Annotated in this window: 16 protein-coding genes; 1 reads left to right on the top strand and 15 read right to left on the bottom strand. The window is 56.1% G+C overall.

Annotated elements, in window-relative coordinates; all coding sequences use genetic code 11:
* The 8 genes from ugpE to livK form a co-directional block, all read right to left on the bottom strand.
* A complete protein-coding gene (gene ugpE / locus ACT3IC_RS11170; protein WP_156655318.1) occupies positions 1-846 on the bottom strand; it encodes a sn-glycerol-3-phosphate ABC transporter permease UgpE in 846 nt (281 codons plus the stop codon).
* The gene (gene ugpA / locus ACT3IC_RS11165; RefSeq protein WP_103177350.1) at positions 843-1,730 is read right to left on the bottom strand and encodes a sn-glycerol-3-phosphate ABC transporter permease UgpA; all 888 of its coding nucleotides are present in this window, start codon (positions 1,728-1,730) and stop codon (positions 843-845) included. Before ugpA ends, ugpE begins: the two co-directional genes overlap by 4 nt.
* A gap of 98 nt (positions 1,731-1,828) precedes the next feature.
* Positions 1,829-3,145 (bottom strand): sn-glycerol-3-phosphate ABC transporter substrate-binding protein UgpB, encoded by a 1,317-nt coding sequence (gene ugpB / locus ACT3IC_RS11160; protein ID WP_103177351.1) that lies wholly within the window; start codon positions 3,143-3,145, stop codon positions 1,829-1,831.
* Between the two features lie 243 nt (positions 3,146-3,388).
* Positions 3,389-4,102 carry a high-affinity branched-chain amino acid ABC transporter ATP-binding protein LivF gene (gene livF, locus ACT3IC_RS11155; protein ID WP_103177352.1) on the bottom strand — a complete coding sequence of 238 codons (714 nt, stop codon included), beginning with the start codon at positions 4,100-4,102 and terminating at the stop codon, positions 3,389-3,391.
* A 1-nt stretch (position 4,103) separates the two neighbouring features.
* Entirely contained in the window at positions 4,104-4,871 is a 768-nt protein-coding gene (gene livG / locus ACT3IC_RS11150; protein ID WP_039032512.1) for a high-affinity branched-chain amino acid ABC transporter ATP-binding protein LivG, read from the bottom strand.
* Complete coding sequence (gene livM, locus ACT3IC_RS11145; RefSeq protein WP_103177354.1) at positions 4,868-6,145, bottom strand: branched chain amino acid ABC transporter permease LivM; 1,278 nt, start codon at positions 6,143-6,145, stop codon at positions 4,868-4,870. Before livM ends, livG begins: the two co-directional genes overlap by 4 nt.
* Positions 6,142-7,068 (bottom strand): high-affinity branched-chain amino acid ABC transporter permease LivH, encoded by a 927-nt coding sequence (gene livH / locus ACT3IC_RS11140; RefSeq protein WP_013099131.1) that lies wholly within the window; start codon positions 7,066-7,068, stop codon positions 6,142-6,144. Before livH ends, livM begins: the two co-directional genes overlap by 4 nt.
* 47 nt (positions 7,069-7,115) lie before the next feature.
* Positions 7,116-8,225 carry a high-affinity branched-chain amino acid ABC transporter substrate-binding protein LivK gene (gene livK / locus ACT3IC_RS11135; RefSeq protein ID WP_103177355.1) on the bottom strand — a complete coding sequence of 370 codons (1,110 nt, stop codon included), beginning with the start codon at positions 8,223-8,225 and terminating at the stop codon, positions 7,116-7,118.
* A gap of 423 nt (positions 8,226-8,648) precedes the next feature.
* On the opposite strand from livK, the gene panM reads away from it, so the two are divergent.
* Positions 8,649-9,041 (top strand): aspartate 1-decarboxylase autocleavage activator PanM, encoded by a 393-nt coding sequence (panM, locus tag ACT3IC_RS11130; RefSeq protein ID WP_103177356.1) that lies wholly within the window; start codon positions 8,649-8,651, stop codon positions 9,039-9,041.
* 8 nt (positions 9,042-9,049) lie between these two features.
* Here the strand turns inward: panM and ACT3IC_RS11125 are convergent, their stop codons facing one another.
* The 7 genes from ACT3IC_RS11125 to rpoH all read right to left on the bottom strand — a co-directional run bounded on the left by ACT3IC_RS11125 (position 9,050) and on the right by rpoH (position 16,347).
* Entirely contained in the window at positions 9,050-9,760 is a 711-nt protein-coding gene (locus ACT3IC_RS11125) for a GntR family transcriptional regulator (protein ID WP_103177357.1), read from the bottom strand.
* Between the two features lie 65 nt (positions 9,761-9,825).
* Entirely contained in the window at positions 9,826-10,677 is an 852-nt protein-coding gene (locus tag ACT3IC_RS11120; protein ID WP_473477447.1) for a DUF7916 family protein, read from the bottom strand.
* A gap of 4 nt (positions 10,678-10,681) precedes the next feature.
* Positions 10,682-11,716, bottom strand: a complete 1,035-nt coding sequence (locus ACT3IC_RS11115) for an oxidoreductase (protein WP_103177359.1) — start codon at positions 11,714-11,716, stop codon at positions 10,682-10,684.
* A gap of 9 nt (positions 11,717-11,725) precedes the next feature.
* Positions 11,726-13,426 (bottom strand): PTS transporter subunit EIIC, encoded by a 1,701-nt coding sequence (locus ACT3IC_RS11110; RefSeq protein WP_473477444.1) that lies wholly within the window; start codon positions 13,424-13,426, stop codon positions 11,726-11,728.
* Entirely contained in the window at positions 13,423-13,596 is a 174-nt protein-coding gene (locus tag ACT3IC_RS11105; protein WP_139156308.1) for a PTS lactose/cellobiose transporter subunit IIA, read from the bottom strand. Before ACT3IC_RS11105 ends, ACT3IC_RS11110 begins: the two co-directional genes overlap by 4 nt.
* A gap of 498 nt (positions 13,597-14,094) precedes the next feature.
* On the bottom strand, positions 14,095-15,192 hold the full coding sequence (locus ACT3IC_RS11100) for a branched-chain amino acid ABC transporter substrate-binding protein (protein WP_103791337.1): 1,098 nt from the start codon (positions 15,190-15,192) through the stop codon (positions 14,095-14,097).
* Positions 15,193-15,489: 297 nt separating this feature from the next.
* Positions 15,490-16,347 (bottom strand): RNA polymerase sigma factor RpoH, encoded by an 858-nt coding sequence (gene rpoH, locus ACT3IC_RS11095; protein WP_032614938.1) that lies wholly within the window; start codon positions 16,345-16,347, stop codon positions 15,490-15,492.
* Positions 16,348-16,478 lie beyond the last annotated feature (131 nt).

Genomic DNA, 16,478 nt, shown 5'->3' with positions numbered 1-16,478 from the left:
TTATTTCTCGCTATCGACCAGGCCGCGGACAAAGGCACGCTGCATGGCTAAAACAATGACTACGGGTGGGATAAGGGTGAGCAGCATCGCCGCCATCACCTGGTTCCAGAGGGTGGTGCCTTCGCCGGTTGAAATCATGCCCTTGATGCCCGCCACGGCGGTGCCGAGGTTGACGTCCTGGATAATCAGCAGCGGCCACAGGTACTGGTTCCAGCCGTAGATAAAGGTGATGACAAAGAGCGCCGCGAGGTTGGTTCTCGACAGCGGCAGCACGATGTCGCGGAAAAAGCGCATCGGCGAGGCGCCGTCGATCCGCGCGGCCTCAATCAGCTCGTCCGGCAGGGTCATAAAGAACTGGCGGAACAGGAAGGTGGCGGTGGCCGAGGCCATCAGCGGCAGGGTTAAGCCCGCATAGCTGTCGAGCATGCCGAGATTGGCGATCACCTCCACCGTCGGGAAGATACGCACTTCCACCGGCAGCATCAGGGTGATGAAGATCATCCAGAAGAAGAGGTTACGCAGCGGAAAGCGGAACCAGACGATGGCGAAGGCCGAGAGCATCGACACCGTAATTTTGCCCACTGTAATACCGAACGCCATGATGAAGCTGTTGAGCATCATCAGCCAGAACGGGGCGCTGTTAACCCCCACACCCTGGGTCCAGATGGTCGCCATGTTTTCGAAGAGATGCGAACCCGGCACCAGGGTCATTGGGGTTTCAAAGATGGCGTTTCTGTCCAGCGTGGCGGCGACAAAGGCGACGTACAGCGGGAACAGGATAACGACGATCCCCAGGATCAGCATGGTATGGCTGAAAATCGTCAGCCCGCGACGGTTCTCAATCATTGGTAGCGCACCTTACTTTCAACATAGCGGAACTGCACCACCGTGAGGATGATGACGAGGAACATCAGCACCACCGACTGGGCGGCAGAGGCCGAGAGATCCAGACCGGCAAAGCCTTCGCGGTAGATCTTATAGATCAGCGTGGTGGTGGCCTGCACCGGGCCGCCTGCGGTGGCGGCGTCGATCACCGGGAAGGTGTCGAAGAAGGCGTAGACCAGGTTGACCACCAGCAGGAAAAAACTCACCGGGGCGATCAGCGGCAGCGACAGCCGGAAGAAGCGGCGGATCGGGCCTGCGCCGTCAATCGCCGCAGCTTCTACCAGCGAACGCGGAATGGACTGTAGCGCGGCAAAGAAGAAGAGGAAGTTGTAGCTGATCTGCTTCCACACCGAGGCGAAAACCACCAGGAACATCGCCTGGCCGCTGTGCTGGGCGTGGTTCCAGTCATAGCCCAGCTCGGCCAGGAAGTGGGTAATCAACCCGCGCCCGGGGTTAAAGAGGAAGATCCACAGCACCGCGGCGACGGCGGGGGCCACGGCATAAGGCAGCAGCATCAGGGTCTGGTAAAGACGGCTGCCGCGCACCACGTAATCCACCAGCGCGGCAAAGAAGAGCGAGGCGAGAAGACCGCTCACCGTCACCAGGGTGCTGAATTTGATCGTCGTCCAGAAGGCGTCGATGTAGTAGCTGTCGTGCCACAGGGCAGCGAAGTTATCCAGGCCAACAAACTGGCTGGAGAGCCCGAACGGATCGACGCTTTGCACCGAGTACCACAGCGCTTCGCCCGCAGGCCAGATAAAGAAGATAACGGTGATGACCAGTTGCGGCGCGACCAGCAGGTACGGCAGCCAACGGGAGCGAAACACCGGACGGGATGAGGACATGAGGGTTGTGTTCCTGAACAGCGCCGGGTGGCGGCTACGCCTTACCCGGCCTACGGTCTTCCAGGCCCGGATCGCTACGCGTCACCGGGCATTTCACATTACGATTTGGTCGACTGCTCAAAGCGGCGCAGCAGCTGGTTTCCGCGCTCGACTGCCGCATCCAGCGCCTGCTGAGGGGTTTTCTTGCCGGTCCAGACGCTTTCCAGCTCTTCATCCACGACGGTACGGATCTGCGGCATGTTGCCCAGACGCAGCCCTTTGGTGTACGGCAACGGTGGTTTGTTCAGCATCTGACGCGTGGCGATGTCTGCCCCCGGGTTCTTGTCATAGAAGCCCTGTTCGCGGGTCAGGTCATAAGCGGCTTTGGTGATCGGCAGGTAGCCAGTCTTCTGGTGCCATTCGGCGGCGTTTTCCGGCTTCGCCAGGAAGTCGAGGAACTCCGCCACGCCCTTGTAAGTGTCCTTGTCTTTACCCTGCATTACCCACAGGCTGGCCCCGCCGATGATGGCGTTCTGCGGCGCGCCTTTTGAGTCGGCGTCGTATGGCATCATCCCCACGCCGTAGTTAAATTTGGCGTAGTGACGGATATCCGCCAGCGAGCCGGACGAGGCGGTGGTGATGGCGCAGTCGCCGCTGTAGAACTTCTCGGTGGATTCGTCTTTACGTCCGAAGTAGCTGAAATCGCCCTTCTTGTTCAGATCGGCCAGCAGGGCAATGTGCTTCACCTGCTCCGGCTTGTTGAACTCCAGGACCGCGTTGGTGCCGTTGAAACCGTTGTTCTCGGTGGCTACCGGCTGGCCGTGCCAGGCGCTGAAGTTTTCGATCTGGATCCAGCCCTGCCAGCCGCTGGCGTAGCCGCACTTCATGCCGGCCGCTTTTAGTTTGGCGGTGTACTCCGCCAGATCCTGCCAGGTTTTCGGCGGCTGCTCCGGATCTAAACCGGCTTTCTTAAAGGCGTCTTTGTTGTAGTACAGCACCGGGGTGGAGCTGTTAAACGGCTGGGAGAGCAGATGGCCGGATTTGGAATCGGTGTAATAGCCTGCGACGGTTGGCACGAACTGCGATTCGTCGAAGTTAATGCCCGCCTCGTTAAACACCTCATAGACCGGCTTGATGGCTTTGGAGGCCATCATGGTGGCCGTACCCACTTCATAGACCTGCAACAGCGCCGGGGCGTTACCGGTACGGAACGCGGCAATGCCCGCGCTCAGGCTCTGCTCGTAGTTGCCTTTGTACACCGGCACAATTTTATAATCCGGGTGGCTGTCGTTGAAACGCTGCGCCAGGGAGTCAACCTCTTTACCCAACTCCCCTTCCATGGAATGCCAGAACGGAATAGTGGTGACGGCCATTGCGTTAGCCGCAAAAGCCAGACCCATTGCCAGACCCAAAGCTGTGTGTCGTAACGATGTCATTGTCATCTCTCTTATTGTGCCGGATGCGCGATATCACGCGTTTTGTGCTCGCGAGGTAACATGACATGCTCGAATGACAGAAAAATAACCGTTTGTTTACAGAGATATGACAACAGGGCGTCAGGGGGATGATGGTTGTGTGAAGGGGTTTATGTGAAAAAGCCGGGTGGCGGCTTCGCCTTACCCGGCCTGGGCGATCCCGTAGGCCCGGATCGCTACGCGCCACCGGGCAATAGAGACGGCTCAGCCGCCTAAATACGCGCTCCGCACCGCCTCGTTCGCCAGCAGCGCGTCGCCGGTGTCTTCCAGCACCACCCGACCATTCTCCAGCACGTAGCCGCGATCCGCGAGCTTCAGCGCCTGGTTGGCGTTCTGCTCCACGAGGAAGATGGTCATCCCCTCGCTGCGCAACTGCTCGATGGTGTCGAAGATCTGCTGAATGATGATCGGTGCCAGCCCGAGCGAGGGTTCGTCGAGCAGCAGCAGGCGCGGCTGGCTCATCAGCGCACGGCCAATCGCCAGCATCTGCTGTTCCCCGCCGGACATGGTGCCCGCCCGCTGAATACGGCGTTCAAACAGGCGCGGGAAGAGGTCATACACGCGCTTGATGCGGGTCTGGAACTGTTCGCGCTCGGCAAAGAAGCCGCCCATCGCCAGGTTCTCTTCTACCGTCATGCGGGAGAAGACGCGCCGTCCTTCCGGGACAATCGCCACCGCTTCACGCATGATTTTTGCGGTCTGCCAGTCGGTGATGTCTTTACCGTCAAAGACGATACGCCCGCTGGTGGCGCGCGGGTCGCCGCACAGGGTGCCGAGCAGGGTGGTTTTCCCCGCGCCGTTGGCGCCAATCAGGGTGACGATTTCGCCCTGATTGATGTGCAGACTGACGTCGTGCAGGGCCTGGATCTTGCCGTAGTGGGCATTAACCTTGTCAAAAGATAACATCGCTTTTTCCATCTTATGCCTCACCCAGGTAAGCGCGGATCACGTCCGGATTGTTGCGGATCTCTTCCGGCGTGCCGTTCGCCAGCGGCGTCCCCTGGTTCACCACGTAAATACGATCCGAAATGCCCATCACCAGCTTCATATCGTGCTCAATCAGCAGGATGGTGGTGTCGTGATGGTTACGCAGCTCGACAATCAGTTCGTCCAGCTCTTTGGTCTCTTTCGGGTTAAGCCCTGCCGCCGGTTCGTCGAGCATCAGGATCTCCGGCTGGGTCACCATGCAGCGGATAATCTCCAGACGACGCTGATCGCCGTAAGCGAGGTTGCTCGCCTGGCGGTTGGCATGCTGAAGCAGGCCGATACGATCGAGCCAGGTGGCGGCGCGATCTAATGCTTCGTCCTGGGCACGGCGAAACGCCGGGGTTTTCAGCAGGCCGGAGAAGAGCCCGGTTTTCAGCTGCTGATGCTGGGCTACCAGCAGGTTTTCAATTACCGTCATCTCGCGGAACAGACGCACGTGCTGGAAGGTACGCACCACGCCCATGCGGGCAATCTGCTGGCCCGGCAGCCCTTCCAGGTGCTGGTCGCGCAGCATGATAGTGCCACCCGTCGGCTTGTAGAAACCGGTCAGGCAGTTAAAGACCGTGGTCTTACCGGCACCGTTCGGGCCGATCAGCGACACAATCTCTTTTTGATGCAGATCCAAAGAGACATTGTTGACCGCCAGCAGGCCGCCAAAACGCATCATCAGGCCGTTAACGGATAATAATGGCTGACTCATGCCTGCTCTCCTTTTGTCTGCCCGTTCTTCAGCTTCAGCTGCGGACGGGTCATCGGCAGCAGACCCTGCGGACGCCAGATCATCATCAGCACCATCAAACCACCCAGCATCAGCATGCTGTATTCGTTAAAGTCGCGCATCAATTCACGGGAGACCACCAGCAGGATCGCCGCAAGAATAACCGCGAACTGCGAGCCCATCCCACCCAGCACCACAATCGCCAGCACGAAGGCGGATTCCGCAAAGGTGAACGACTCCGGGCTGACGAAGCCCTGACGCGCGGCAAACAGCGTTCCGGCAAAACCGGCAAACGCGGCGCTGATGGTAAAGGCAGTCAGCTTGATGCGGGTCGGGTTCAGGCCCAGGGAGCGGCAGGCGATCTCATCTTCACGCAGCGCTTCCCATGCACGCCCCAGCGGCATACGCAGCAGGCGGTTAATCACGAACAGGGTGAGAACCACCAGCAGCAGCGCCACCAGATAGAGCCAGATCACGCGGTCGGACGGGTCGTACTTCACGCCGAAGAAGTTGCTGAAGGTGTCCCAGCCGCCTTCACGGGCGGAACGGCTGAACTCCAGGCCGAAGAAGGTCGGTTTCGGGATCTGGCTAATGCCGTTCGGGCCGCCGGTCACTTCGGTATTGTTGAGCAGCAGGATACGGACGATTTCGCCGAAGCCTAAGGTCACAATCGCCAGATAGTCACCGCGCAGGCGTAGCACCGGGAAGCCGAGCAGGAAACCGGCGGCAGCAGAGACCAGCCCCGCCAGCGGCAGACAGGTCCAGAAGCCAAGACCGTAATAGTGGTTCAGCAGGGCGAAGGTGTAGGCGCCGATGGCATAGAAACCGCCGTAGCCCAATACCAGCAGGCCAGAGAGCCCCACCACTACGTTCAGGCCGAGGCCGAGGATCACGTAAATCATGGTCAGGGTGGCGATATCCACCGTCCCACGCGAAACCACGAAGGGCCACGCCACGGCCGCCACCAGCAGCGCCACGAGGAACAGCTTCTGTTTAACGGTTGAGCCGTCGATAGCCGGCAGAACGAACTTCGGCCCGGAGACGCTTTTCAACGTCTTCTGGAAAACCGGACGCAGCAGCTGGAAGAAGAAGACCACTGCGGTGCCAACAAAGACCCACTGCCAGCGGATATCCGACGCGGAATCCACCACCAGCTTAGTGCCGCTCAGCTCCAGCTGAACGCCCATAAAGACCGCCGCCAGCACGAAGAACATCGCCGCAGAGAGCAGTGCCATAGCAAAATGCATCGGTTTCATACTTTCTCTACCTCCGGACGACCCAGAATACCGGTAGGCATGACCAGCAGAACCAGAATCAGCAGGGCAAACGACACCACATCTTTATATTCGGTACTCAGATAGGCCGAGGAGAGCGCTTCGGCCACGCCCAGAATCAGGCCGCCGATCATCGCGCCCGGAATACTGCCGATACCGCCCAGTACCGCCGCGGTGAAGGCTTTCATCCCGGCCATAAAGCCGATGTACGGGTTAATCACGCCGTAGAACTGACCGAGCAGAACACCGGCAACCGCCGCCATCGCCGCACCAATCACGAAGGTCAGGGCAATCACGCGGTCGGTGTTGATACCGAGCAGGCTCGCCATTTTCAGATCTTCTGCACAGGCGCGGCAGGCGCGACCCATGCGGGAGTAGCGGATAAACAGCGTCAGGGCCAGCATCGCAATAAAGGTCACAACCCAAATCACCAGCTGCATGGTGGTGATGGAGGCGGAGAAGTTCTCGCTGGCACCGACAATCCACTGGCCGTTAAACAGGCTTGGCAGCGCCACGTCGCGCGACCCTTCGGTGAGGCTAACGTAGTTTTGCAGGAAGATGGACATACCAATCGCGGAGATCAGCGCAATCAGACGCTTGGAGCTACGCACCGGGCGGTAGGCCACCCGTTCGATACTCCAGCCGTAGGCGCTGGCAATGACAATCGCCCCGACAAATCCGGCGGCCACCAGCAGCCAGCTACTGTCGATGCCCATCATCATCAGCGCGGCGATAATCATAAAGGAGACATAGCTGCCGATCATATAGACCTCGCCGTGGGCGAAGTTGATCATGCCGATAATGCCGTACACCATCGTGTAACCGATGGCGATCAGTGCATAGGTGCTTCCCAGCGTGACGCCGTTAAACATCTGCTGCAGAAAATAGAGAAACTGCTCGGACATAAGGTAACCTTTCTATTCCCGCCCGGTCCTGCCGGGCGGTGGGATAATTATTTGGCGGCCGAGGATGAACCGTCGGCGTGCCACTTAAAGACACCAAACTCAAATCCCTTCAGATCGCCTTTCTCATCCCAGTTCAGCGGCCCAATCACGGTGTTAGCCCCGTGTGCTTTTAAATCTTTAATCAGATCCTGCGGCGCTTTGCTGCCGGTACGATCCATGGCGGTAGCCAGAGACTGTACGGCGGCATAGGTGATCCAGACGTACGGACCACTCGCATCTTTCTTCTCGGCTTTCAGGGCGTTAACGATAGCGCTGTTCGCCGGATCCTGGTCATAGCGTTTTGGCATCGTCACCAGCATGCCTTCGCCCGCATCGCCTGCAATGTTCGACAGGGAGGCGTTACCTACCCCTTCCGGCCCCATAAACTGGGTTTTCAGGCCGATAGCGCGCGCCTGGCGCAGCATCTGCCCCATTTCCGGGTAGTAGCCGCCGTAGTAGACGAAATCGATGTTCTCTTTTTGCAGACGCGCCAGCAGTGCGGAGAAGTCTTTTTCGCCTGCGGTGATGCCGTCGAAGAAGACCACATTGGCGCCGCCTTTTTTCAGGCCATCCTGTACAGAGCGGGCCAGCCCTTCGCCGTACTGCTGCTTATCATGAATGATGGCAATACGCTGCGGCTTCACGCTCTCGAGAATGTACTTCGCCGCAGTCGGCCCCTGTGAAGAGTCGAGCCCTGCGGTACGCATGATGTACTGATAGCCGCGCTGGGTCAGCTCAGGGTTAGTGGCGCCCGGCGTGATCATCAGAATGCCTTCATCCTCGTAGATATCGGAGGCAGGCTGGGTGGAGGAAGAGCAGAGATGGCCAATCACATACTGAATGCCATCGTTCACAATTTTGTTGGCAACGGCCACGGCCTGTTTCGGGTCGCAGGCATCGTCATATTCCACACCGACCAGTTTGTCGCCTTTTATGCCGCCTTTGGCGTTGATGTCTTTAATTGCCTGGCGCGCGCCGTTGAACTCCATATCACCCCACTGGGCAACCGGACCGGACAACGCACCTACCACAGCAACTTTAATATCCTCCGCCATGGCCGCCTGCGAAACTGCCAGTGCAACCATTCCCGCGATCAATGTCTTCGCGTTCCTTTTCATTGGTGAATCCCCATTCGTGACGTGATGTATATATTTTGTTTTATTATGGTTAAAAAGCATTCTGTACTTTTATTAAACAACGCAACTTTTGCTATTGCCTTTAATGGTTTAGCACAGTTTTTTCACAAAAATCAGAGTAAAATCTCTATATTTCAGGTGATTAAGCAAAGATAATATTCTGAAATCAGGCAGAGATAAACAACTAAAAGTACAAATTGCAGCATAAAATAACGGTACAAAGAGCGGAATAAAACGCTGCCTTTTAGGTTAATATTCTGCTTATTTTTCGATCCCTGCGTTTTCTGGCTGCACATTTGGCTGCTAAAAAAGTAATCACCTGGAGAATGGATTGAAAAAGGAGAAGCCGCCAGCAGGATAAATTGAGTACACTGCCTGTACTTTTTTTACGTGGATAAGCTGCTAATGAAACTGACTATCGTTCGTCTGGTGACCTTTAGCGACCAGGATCTTATCGATCTTGGCAAAATCTGGCCGGAATACTCCCCCGCCTCCCTCACCGTTGATGATACCCATCGAATTTATGCTGCGCGCTTTAACGAGCGGCTGTTAGGCGCGGTGCGCGTCACGCTGAGCGGGACGGAAGGCGCGCTGGACTCCCTGCGCGTGCGTGAAGTCACGCGTCGTCGCGGCGTAGGGCAATATCTGGTTGAAGAGGTGGTGCGCGATAACCCGAGCGTAGCCTCGTGGTGGATGGCGGACGTGGGCGTCGAAGACCGCGGCGTGATGGCGGCCTTTATGCAGGCGCTGGGGTTCGTGGCGCAGCAGGATGGATGGGTCCATCACGGGCAGGAATAAACCCGGCCTTAATTGTATTTAATAAACTCGGTGGCGAATTTAAACCGGTTATAGCGGTGAGTGGCGACCGAGTATTCAAACAGCTTACCGTTATCTAAATAGGCGGTCTGCTCAACGTGAATAACCACCTCCGGCTCTGCCAGCTGCAATAGCTGGCTTTGCTGCTCATCAGCTATGGAGGCGGTGATCATCATATGGCTGCTGTGGATCTGATAGCCCAGCGCGTCGGTAATATAGCTATATATGGAGTCCGCCACGTTGGCATAGTTGAGGCCTGGAATAACGTTCACCGGCATAAAGGTTTTTTCGATAATGGCCGGCACGTCGTTAATAACCCTGACGCGAAGGATCGAATAGACCATCTCATCGCCGCCAAGCTGGAGCTTTTCCTGCACGTCGGCCGGGGCGGGAATGGCGGAAAAAGCAATTACCCGCGTTGTTATTGTCTCGCCTGATTCATCACAGCGCGCTTTCGTGCCCTTCAGATGGCTATTAATTGACGAGGTATTAAACGGTAATTTAACAAAAGAGCCGAGACCTCTTTTTCTGACGACCAGCCCCTCTTTAACCAGAATATCCAGCGCCTTGGTAATAGTCAGTTCGCTGCAATCAAAAAGCAGCGCGAATTTCTTTCCTTCCGGCAGCTGGCTATTCTGTGCGTAATAGCCAGAAAGTATTCTTTTTTTAATCTCTTTATATATTGCAAGATACTTCGGCATTCTGACCACAATACAGACCTATAAACATAGGCCTGTTATACTATAAATACAGGCAGATAGAAATCTCAACGCCTTATAGATGAGGCCATTCGAACCCAGGTGTGCCTCTTTCCTCTTACGGCAATCGACAGGCGGTAAATCGCTTCCGGGTCGGCTATTCCCGCGCAGCCAGCATCCCCAAAGCTATGGATGTCGCTGCCGCAGCGCTTGCTGGCAAGACCAATCTGGCTCACCGTTGCGCCGTCTGCCCCCTCCTGACTGGTACTGATGGTGGTGATAGCCAGCGCACCCGCCAGGCGTACGGCATCAACGATCGCGCTCACCTCCCCCTCACGGCTCCCCTGACAGGTTCCTGGTGCGGGGATCACTACCGCGTTGGCGCCCGCCGCCGCGTACTCCGCATATTCCGCCGCCGCCATCAGCCCCCGGGCGCTGAACTTTGCCACCATGATAAAGCCAGGAAAGTGCGCCTTCGCAAGGCTTATCGCCTGAAGCATGCTGTGCCGATCCACCCCCGGCTTATCGTAGCCGGTCAGGCAGAGGAAATCCGCACCCTGCACCTGTTCAAGCGCGTGCCGCGACAGGCTGCGCGGGTTATCGGCGTCGTTTTCGGGCGTCACCTCAAGGCTGACGCCCACCAGCCTGCCGGTAAGGGCTTTGACCTGCTCAATTCCCCCCGCCACGGGCGCTCCGGCAACCACATGGGTGGCGGTATTGTATCCCTTGAGCAGAACCATATCGGCACCAAACGCCACCACCAGCTCGGCATTGGTGACGTCCGGGTAGAGTGGCGGGGTTTCCGCCGCCACTTCGGCGAGCACGACCCGCCCCTCAGAGGCACGAATAGCCGCCACTAACTCTTCTGCTTCAGACTGACGCTGAAAATCGGATGCCCGACAATTTAATATCCGTTTCATAGTATTAATCCAAATCGATAACGAAAGGCGTGGCGCGACTAAAACCGCCCTCAAGTATTTCCAGGTTGGTCAACATATCCTGCTCGCTGACGTAATTGGCGGCACCGTTCATTATGGTGTCGTAGAGCGCGTCATACACCCGGCCATAATCGCCGCGCACCGCAGGCACCTCGCGCTTAACCGTCTGCTGCTCCTCATTCAGATATTCAATAATGCCCGGCTGGTTATTGGCACAAAATGTCGGGTGGTCCGGCATGATATTCTCTTTCAGGTAACTCTCCTGCTGGTCGATCTGCATCTGAATAAAGGAGCCGCGGGTGCCGTGAACGATAAATCGCGGATAGGGCGTCATCACCAGATGGCTGGTTTTAATGATCGCCTTCAGGTCGTCGTAATAGAGCTGGGCTTCAAAGGTATCGTCGGGATTTTGCTTCAGCCGCAGGCTACGGATGTCATAGGCTACCTGGCGCGGCCGGCCAAACAGCGCCAGCATCTGGTCAAGGGTGTGGATCCCAAGGCCATAAAATGCGCCGTTGAAGGGGTGGTTAACCTGCGGCTGCGCCTCGGGGCGGAAATAGTCGAAGTGGCTCTCAATTTCCACGATATCCCCGAGCAGGCCGCTCTTAATTACCTGCTGCACGGTCAGGAAACAGGAGTCGAAGCGGCGGTTCTGAAACGGCGTGACGGTGACGCCGTGCTGCTTCGCCAGCGCCAGCAGCGTCTTCGCCTCGTCCAGCGTGGTGGTGAACGGCTTCTCGACCATGACGTTTTTGCCGTGCTCGATACAGGCCTTTGCCCAGGAATAGTGGCTGTCCGGGTGGGTGCAGATAACCACCAGGCGGATGGTGTCATCCGTAAGGATCTCGTTAACGTCACGGGTAAAAGTAATTCCGCGGTATTGCGGCCGGGACTCAATCTCCGGCTTAGCGACAATATCGTAAATCGTTTTCACACGATATTTATCGTTGCGGATCAGGACGTAGGGCAAATGGTAGCGGGTAGCACTTTTACCAAAGCCAATAAATGCGCAATTAATCATATAACTTCCTTATTTTAACAACGTGACGGCATGCTCAATGAGCGCCTGACCATCCATATTTGAAAAATGCTGCGGGTTAACCCGCGCCACGAGGCAGCTATCTCCTGCCGTTTCCCGAACGTTGCTTTCCATATAGGTAAGCTGCGGCGAGAGGAGTATCAGGTCAGCTTTTTGCACGGTTTCTTCGAGGTTGCCGATATGGGTGGCGCTAATCGACGCGGTACAGTGGATGCTCTCTGCATATTGCCGCATCTTTTTTGCCACCAGCGAGGTGGACATGCCCTCGTTACACACCAGCACGATGGTTTTATTGTCCAGCGGGTGGGCCTCGCCCTCGCGCAGCGGCTGCGCGATTGCCGGTTCTGGCTGAGGATCTGTTGGCGGCGTCGTGGCGATGGTCTCGATGACCTGCTGCGCTTTTTTCGCGCTGATTGAGCGCTCATAGGCCAGCAGGAAGGGAAGGTAAATCACGACCCCAACCCCAATCAGGATAATTTGCAGCACCACGTTGCGCAGATCGCCCCCCGATCCCAGCCAGCCGGAGAGCAAAGGCGGTACCGACCAGGGCACGTAGGCGACAATATGCGATACCCAGCCCCAGGCGGTGGCGTAATAGGCGATGATAAAGTTTATCTGCGGGTAGAAAATAAACGGGATCATCATCAGCGGGTTGAGGATCACCGGCAGGCCAAAAATCACCGGCTCGTTGATATTAAACACCCCAGGAGCAATCACCGTTCTGGCGAACTTTTTATGGCTGCTCATGCGGCTGCGCAGCAGGATCGCCAGCAACAGCGCCAGCGTTGAACCCGTTCCGCCCATGTGACCATACAGGTCGCGAAACGGCAGCACAATAATGTGCGGCGGCGGCAGGCCAGCGGCGAAGGCGGCCATGTTCTCCTGCATGGCGACCAGCAGCGGCGGCTCTAGTACCGGGTTGATAATACCTGAGGGATGAATACCCAGCGAAAACAGCAAGTTCGTCAGGGTGGTTAAGGTAATAAAGCCCGGCAGGCTGGTGGTCAGATGGACCAGCGGCTTTTGCACCAGGGTCTGGATCAGCGCAAACAGCTCGGTATGCGTCAGGCTGGTAATGGCAAAGGTGGCGACGGAGAAGAAAGCCACGGTGATCATGATGGCAGACAGGGCGTTAAACGACTGCTGCACCATAGGAGGCACCTCCTCTCCCAGCGAGATCCGCAGCGCCGGAGAGCCGGAGATCTTCAGAAAAATGCTGGTAGAGAGAAAGGCGCACAGAATCGCCAGAAATACTCCACCCGCGTTGGTCTGCGCGTAGGGCACCACGCCCGTCACACTCACCGTCTCGCCGGTGGCAGCGGTAACGGAGGCGGTGACCGGCATCAGCACAAAAAAGCAGGCCAGCGAAACCATCGCGGCAATGATCGGGCTTTCGAACTTACGCTTGCTGGCCAGCGAATAGGCCACCAGCACCGCCAGCATAATGGACAAAATGTTCATGGTGCCGTTCAGCGCCCGCTCGCCGATCCCCCGCCACTGCACCATGGTGTCGGCAGAGAGCACGTGGCGCATAAAGCCGTTGGTATCAAGAAAGACGTAGTTGACCATAATAAAAAGCCCGGCCAACACTAAAAACGGGATAGCGATAATAAAGCTGTCGCGCAGGCTGCGCAGATGCACCTGGCCAGCCAGTTTTTGCGAAAAACCGGCTATCGTATCTAAAACCGTCATGATCTGCCTTCCGCTCTGTTCTGGTGGACCTTTTTCGCCCCGGCTAACAGACGCTGCACCTGATCATGATCCTGTCGTTTCGCCCCCTGAAGCGCAGCGAAAGCCAGGCTGTTGCAGCTGCCGGCATGGGTAATCAGCCCCGTAATCATTCCTTCGTAATTTTCTGGCATAGGTATTCTCCCTTTATGCAAAACCCCTGTTTTTGTGCAGAGCGGCAATAAGTTATTCGCGGATAAATGCCATTTGGGCGCAGGCGGGCCAAACGCTATCGGCAAAGCGATATTGTCTATTATCCTCAGCAATTATTTATTGTCGTAATAAGCGGCAAATATAAGGCTTTAACAGAAAAATATTTAAAGCGCAGTTGCACGCCGTAGCGGTCGTCGGAATCATTGCCGTCGCGCTGCAAGTTATATACATCCCATTGTATTAACGAGCTGTATATATCAAAATAAATTTTTAAAGTTATCCATATATAAAACGTTATCCATCAGCCTGCAATAGCGACATATTAAAACTATATAGTTTTAAAAAATAAGGTATATGATCACATTTTATGAGATTAGAAAGAGGGAATAGCAGCGAGCGCTAAGCGGCGGGGATGATGCCAGAGGAGAGAATTCGAGAAGATAAGAAAAGGGCGAGCGTTTCATCGCTCGCCCTGAGGATTATTTGGCGTCGGTCGCCGTACCGTTGGCATGCCAGTCAAACACGCCGAATTCAAAGCCTTTCAGGTCGCCTTTCTCATCCCAGGAGAGCGGCCCCATTACGGTTTCAACGGAGTTCGCTTTCAGCCAGGTAGCGATGTCAGCCGGTTCAGCGGACTGATTCAGGCCCGCCTGCAGGGTTTGCAGCGCAGCGTAGGTGGTCCAGACGAAGGCACCGCTTGGATCCTGTTTCTTCGCCTTGATGGCGTCTACGATCGGTTTGTTGGCAGGAACCTGGTCGTAGTTCTTCGGCTTGGTCACCAGCAGGCCTTCAGCAGATTCACCGGCGATGTTAGACAGGGAGACGTTCGCCACCCCTTCCGGACCCATGAACTGCGTTTTCAGACCGGCAGCGCGAGACTGACGCAGGATCTGGCCCATCTCCGGGTGATAACCCCCGTAGTAAACGAAATCGATGTTCTCTTTCTTCAGGCGCGCCACCAGAGTAGAGAAATCTTTCTCACCGGCAGTGATACCGTCGAAGAAGACCACGTTAGCGTTCGCTTTTTTCAGGTTGTCCTGCACGGAACGCGCCAGGCCTTCACCGTACTGCTGCTTGTCATGGACAATGGCGATACGCTTCGGCTTCACTTTCTCAACGATATATTTCGCTGCGGTTGGGCCCTGGTCAGAGTCCAGCCCGGTGGTACGCATGACCATCTTATAGCCACGGGAGGTCAGCTCCGGCGCGGTAGCCGCTGGGGTGATCATCAGAATGCCTTCGTCTTCGTAGATGTCAGACGCGGGCTGCGTGGAAGAGGAGCAGAGGTGGCCGATAACGTATTTGATGCCGTCATTCACCACTTTGTTGGCAACCGCAACCGCTTGTTTCGGGTCGCAGGCATCATCATATTTTACGATCTGCAGTTTTTCGCCTTTGATGCCGCCCTTGGCATTAATGTCGGCAACTGCCTGCTCTGCACCAGTGAATTCCTGGTCGCCGTACTGGGCTACCGGACCGGACATTGCGCCGACAACGGCCACTTTGATATCAGCCTGAGCGGTGCCGAAAGCCAACGCGATACATCCTGCCAGTAAGGCTTTACCCTTCATATTCATCCTGAGAATCCCCATTGTGATGGTTATTGTGTTTGTTGTGATGTTGTTTTTTGGCGCTTTATTTCAATTATGCGTCTGCCGTGCGCGCCTTTTCAGCATACTCTGCTAAAACATACCCCATTTTTATCGAATTGGAATAGCTATTTTGTAATGTATATAAGGTAAGCGAGGCTTTAACGAGTCAGCACACGGCATCAGGTAACTGTTTGCCAGGAGGGGAGTATTTGCCAGTACGGGCGCTAAAAAAACAAAACCCCCGAATTTGCATTCGAGGGTTATCGGGGAACTTCGCGAGGATTACGCTTCGATAGCGGCGCGAAGTTTTTTCATGGCGTTCTTTTCCAGCTGACGCACACGTTCAGCGGAGACACCATAGCGGTCGGCCAGCTCCTGCAGGGTGGACTTGTTGTCTTCGTCCAGCCAGCGGGCACGGATGATATCCTGGCTACGCTCGTCAAGGCCTTCCATTGCATAGGTCAGCTTGTTGGCGGCCTGCTCTTCCCAGTTATCATCTTCAATGCCGTCGGCAAAGTTAGATGACTTATCCTGCAGATAGAGGACCGGGGCCATCGGCTGGCTGTCGGAGGCATCGTCGTCAGAGGACATATCAAAGGTCATGTCCTGCGCGGCCATCCGCGATTCCATCTCACGCACGTCTTTGCTGGAGACGCCCAGCTCGCGGGCAACCATTTCCACTTCGTCCTGGTTGAACCAGCCCAGACGCTGCTTGGTTTTACGCAGGTTAAAGAACAGTTTACGCTGTGCTTTGGTGGTGGCGACCTTCACGATACGCCAGTTACGCAGCACGTATTCGTGGATTTCCGCTTTGATCCAGTGCACAGCAAAGGAGACCAGACGCACACCCACTTCCGGGTTGAAGCGACGCACCGCCTTCATCAGGCCAATGTTACCTTCCTGGATCAGGTCTGCCTGCGGCAGGCCGTAGCCCGCGTAATTACGAGCAACGTGAACAACAAAGCGCAGGTGAGACAGGATCAGCGTCTTAGCTGCTTCCAGATCGCCCTGGTAATGCAGCTTTTCAGCAAGCTCCTTTTCTTCCTCGGCCGTCAACATCGGCCAGGTGTTAGCGGCCCGGATGTAAGATTCCAGGTTACCAACAGGGGCTAAAGCTAAAGTTTGCATTTCTTTGGTCATTCATTCCTCTCAATCAATTTTTCTGGCGGCGGTTAGTCCCCATCAGGCAACGAACATGCCAGAATTAATGAGCAACGAGAATATCACTCACTCTTTTATCAGACAGTGATTTTATCCACAAGTTCCGAGTG

This window comes from Leclercia sp. GHBNCSD (assembly GCF_055805075.1).
The sequence above is the reverse complement of the archived record's forward strand: the minus strand, read 5'-3'. Positions and strand labels throughout refer to the sequence as shown.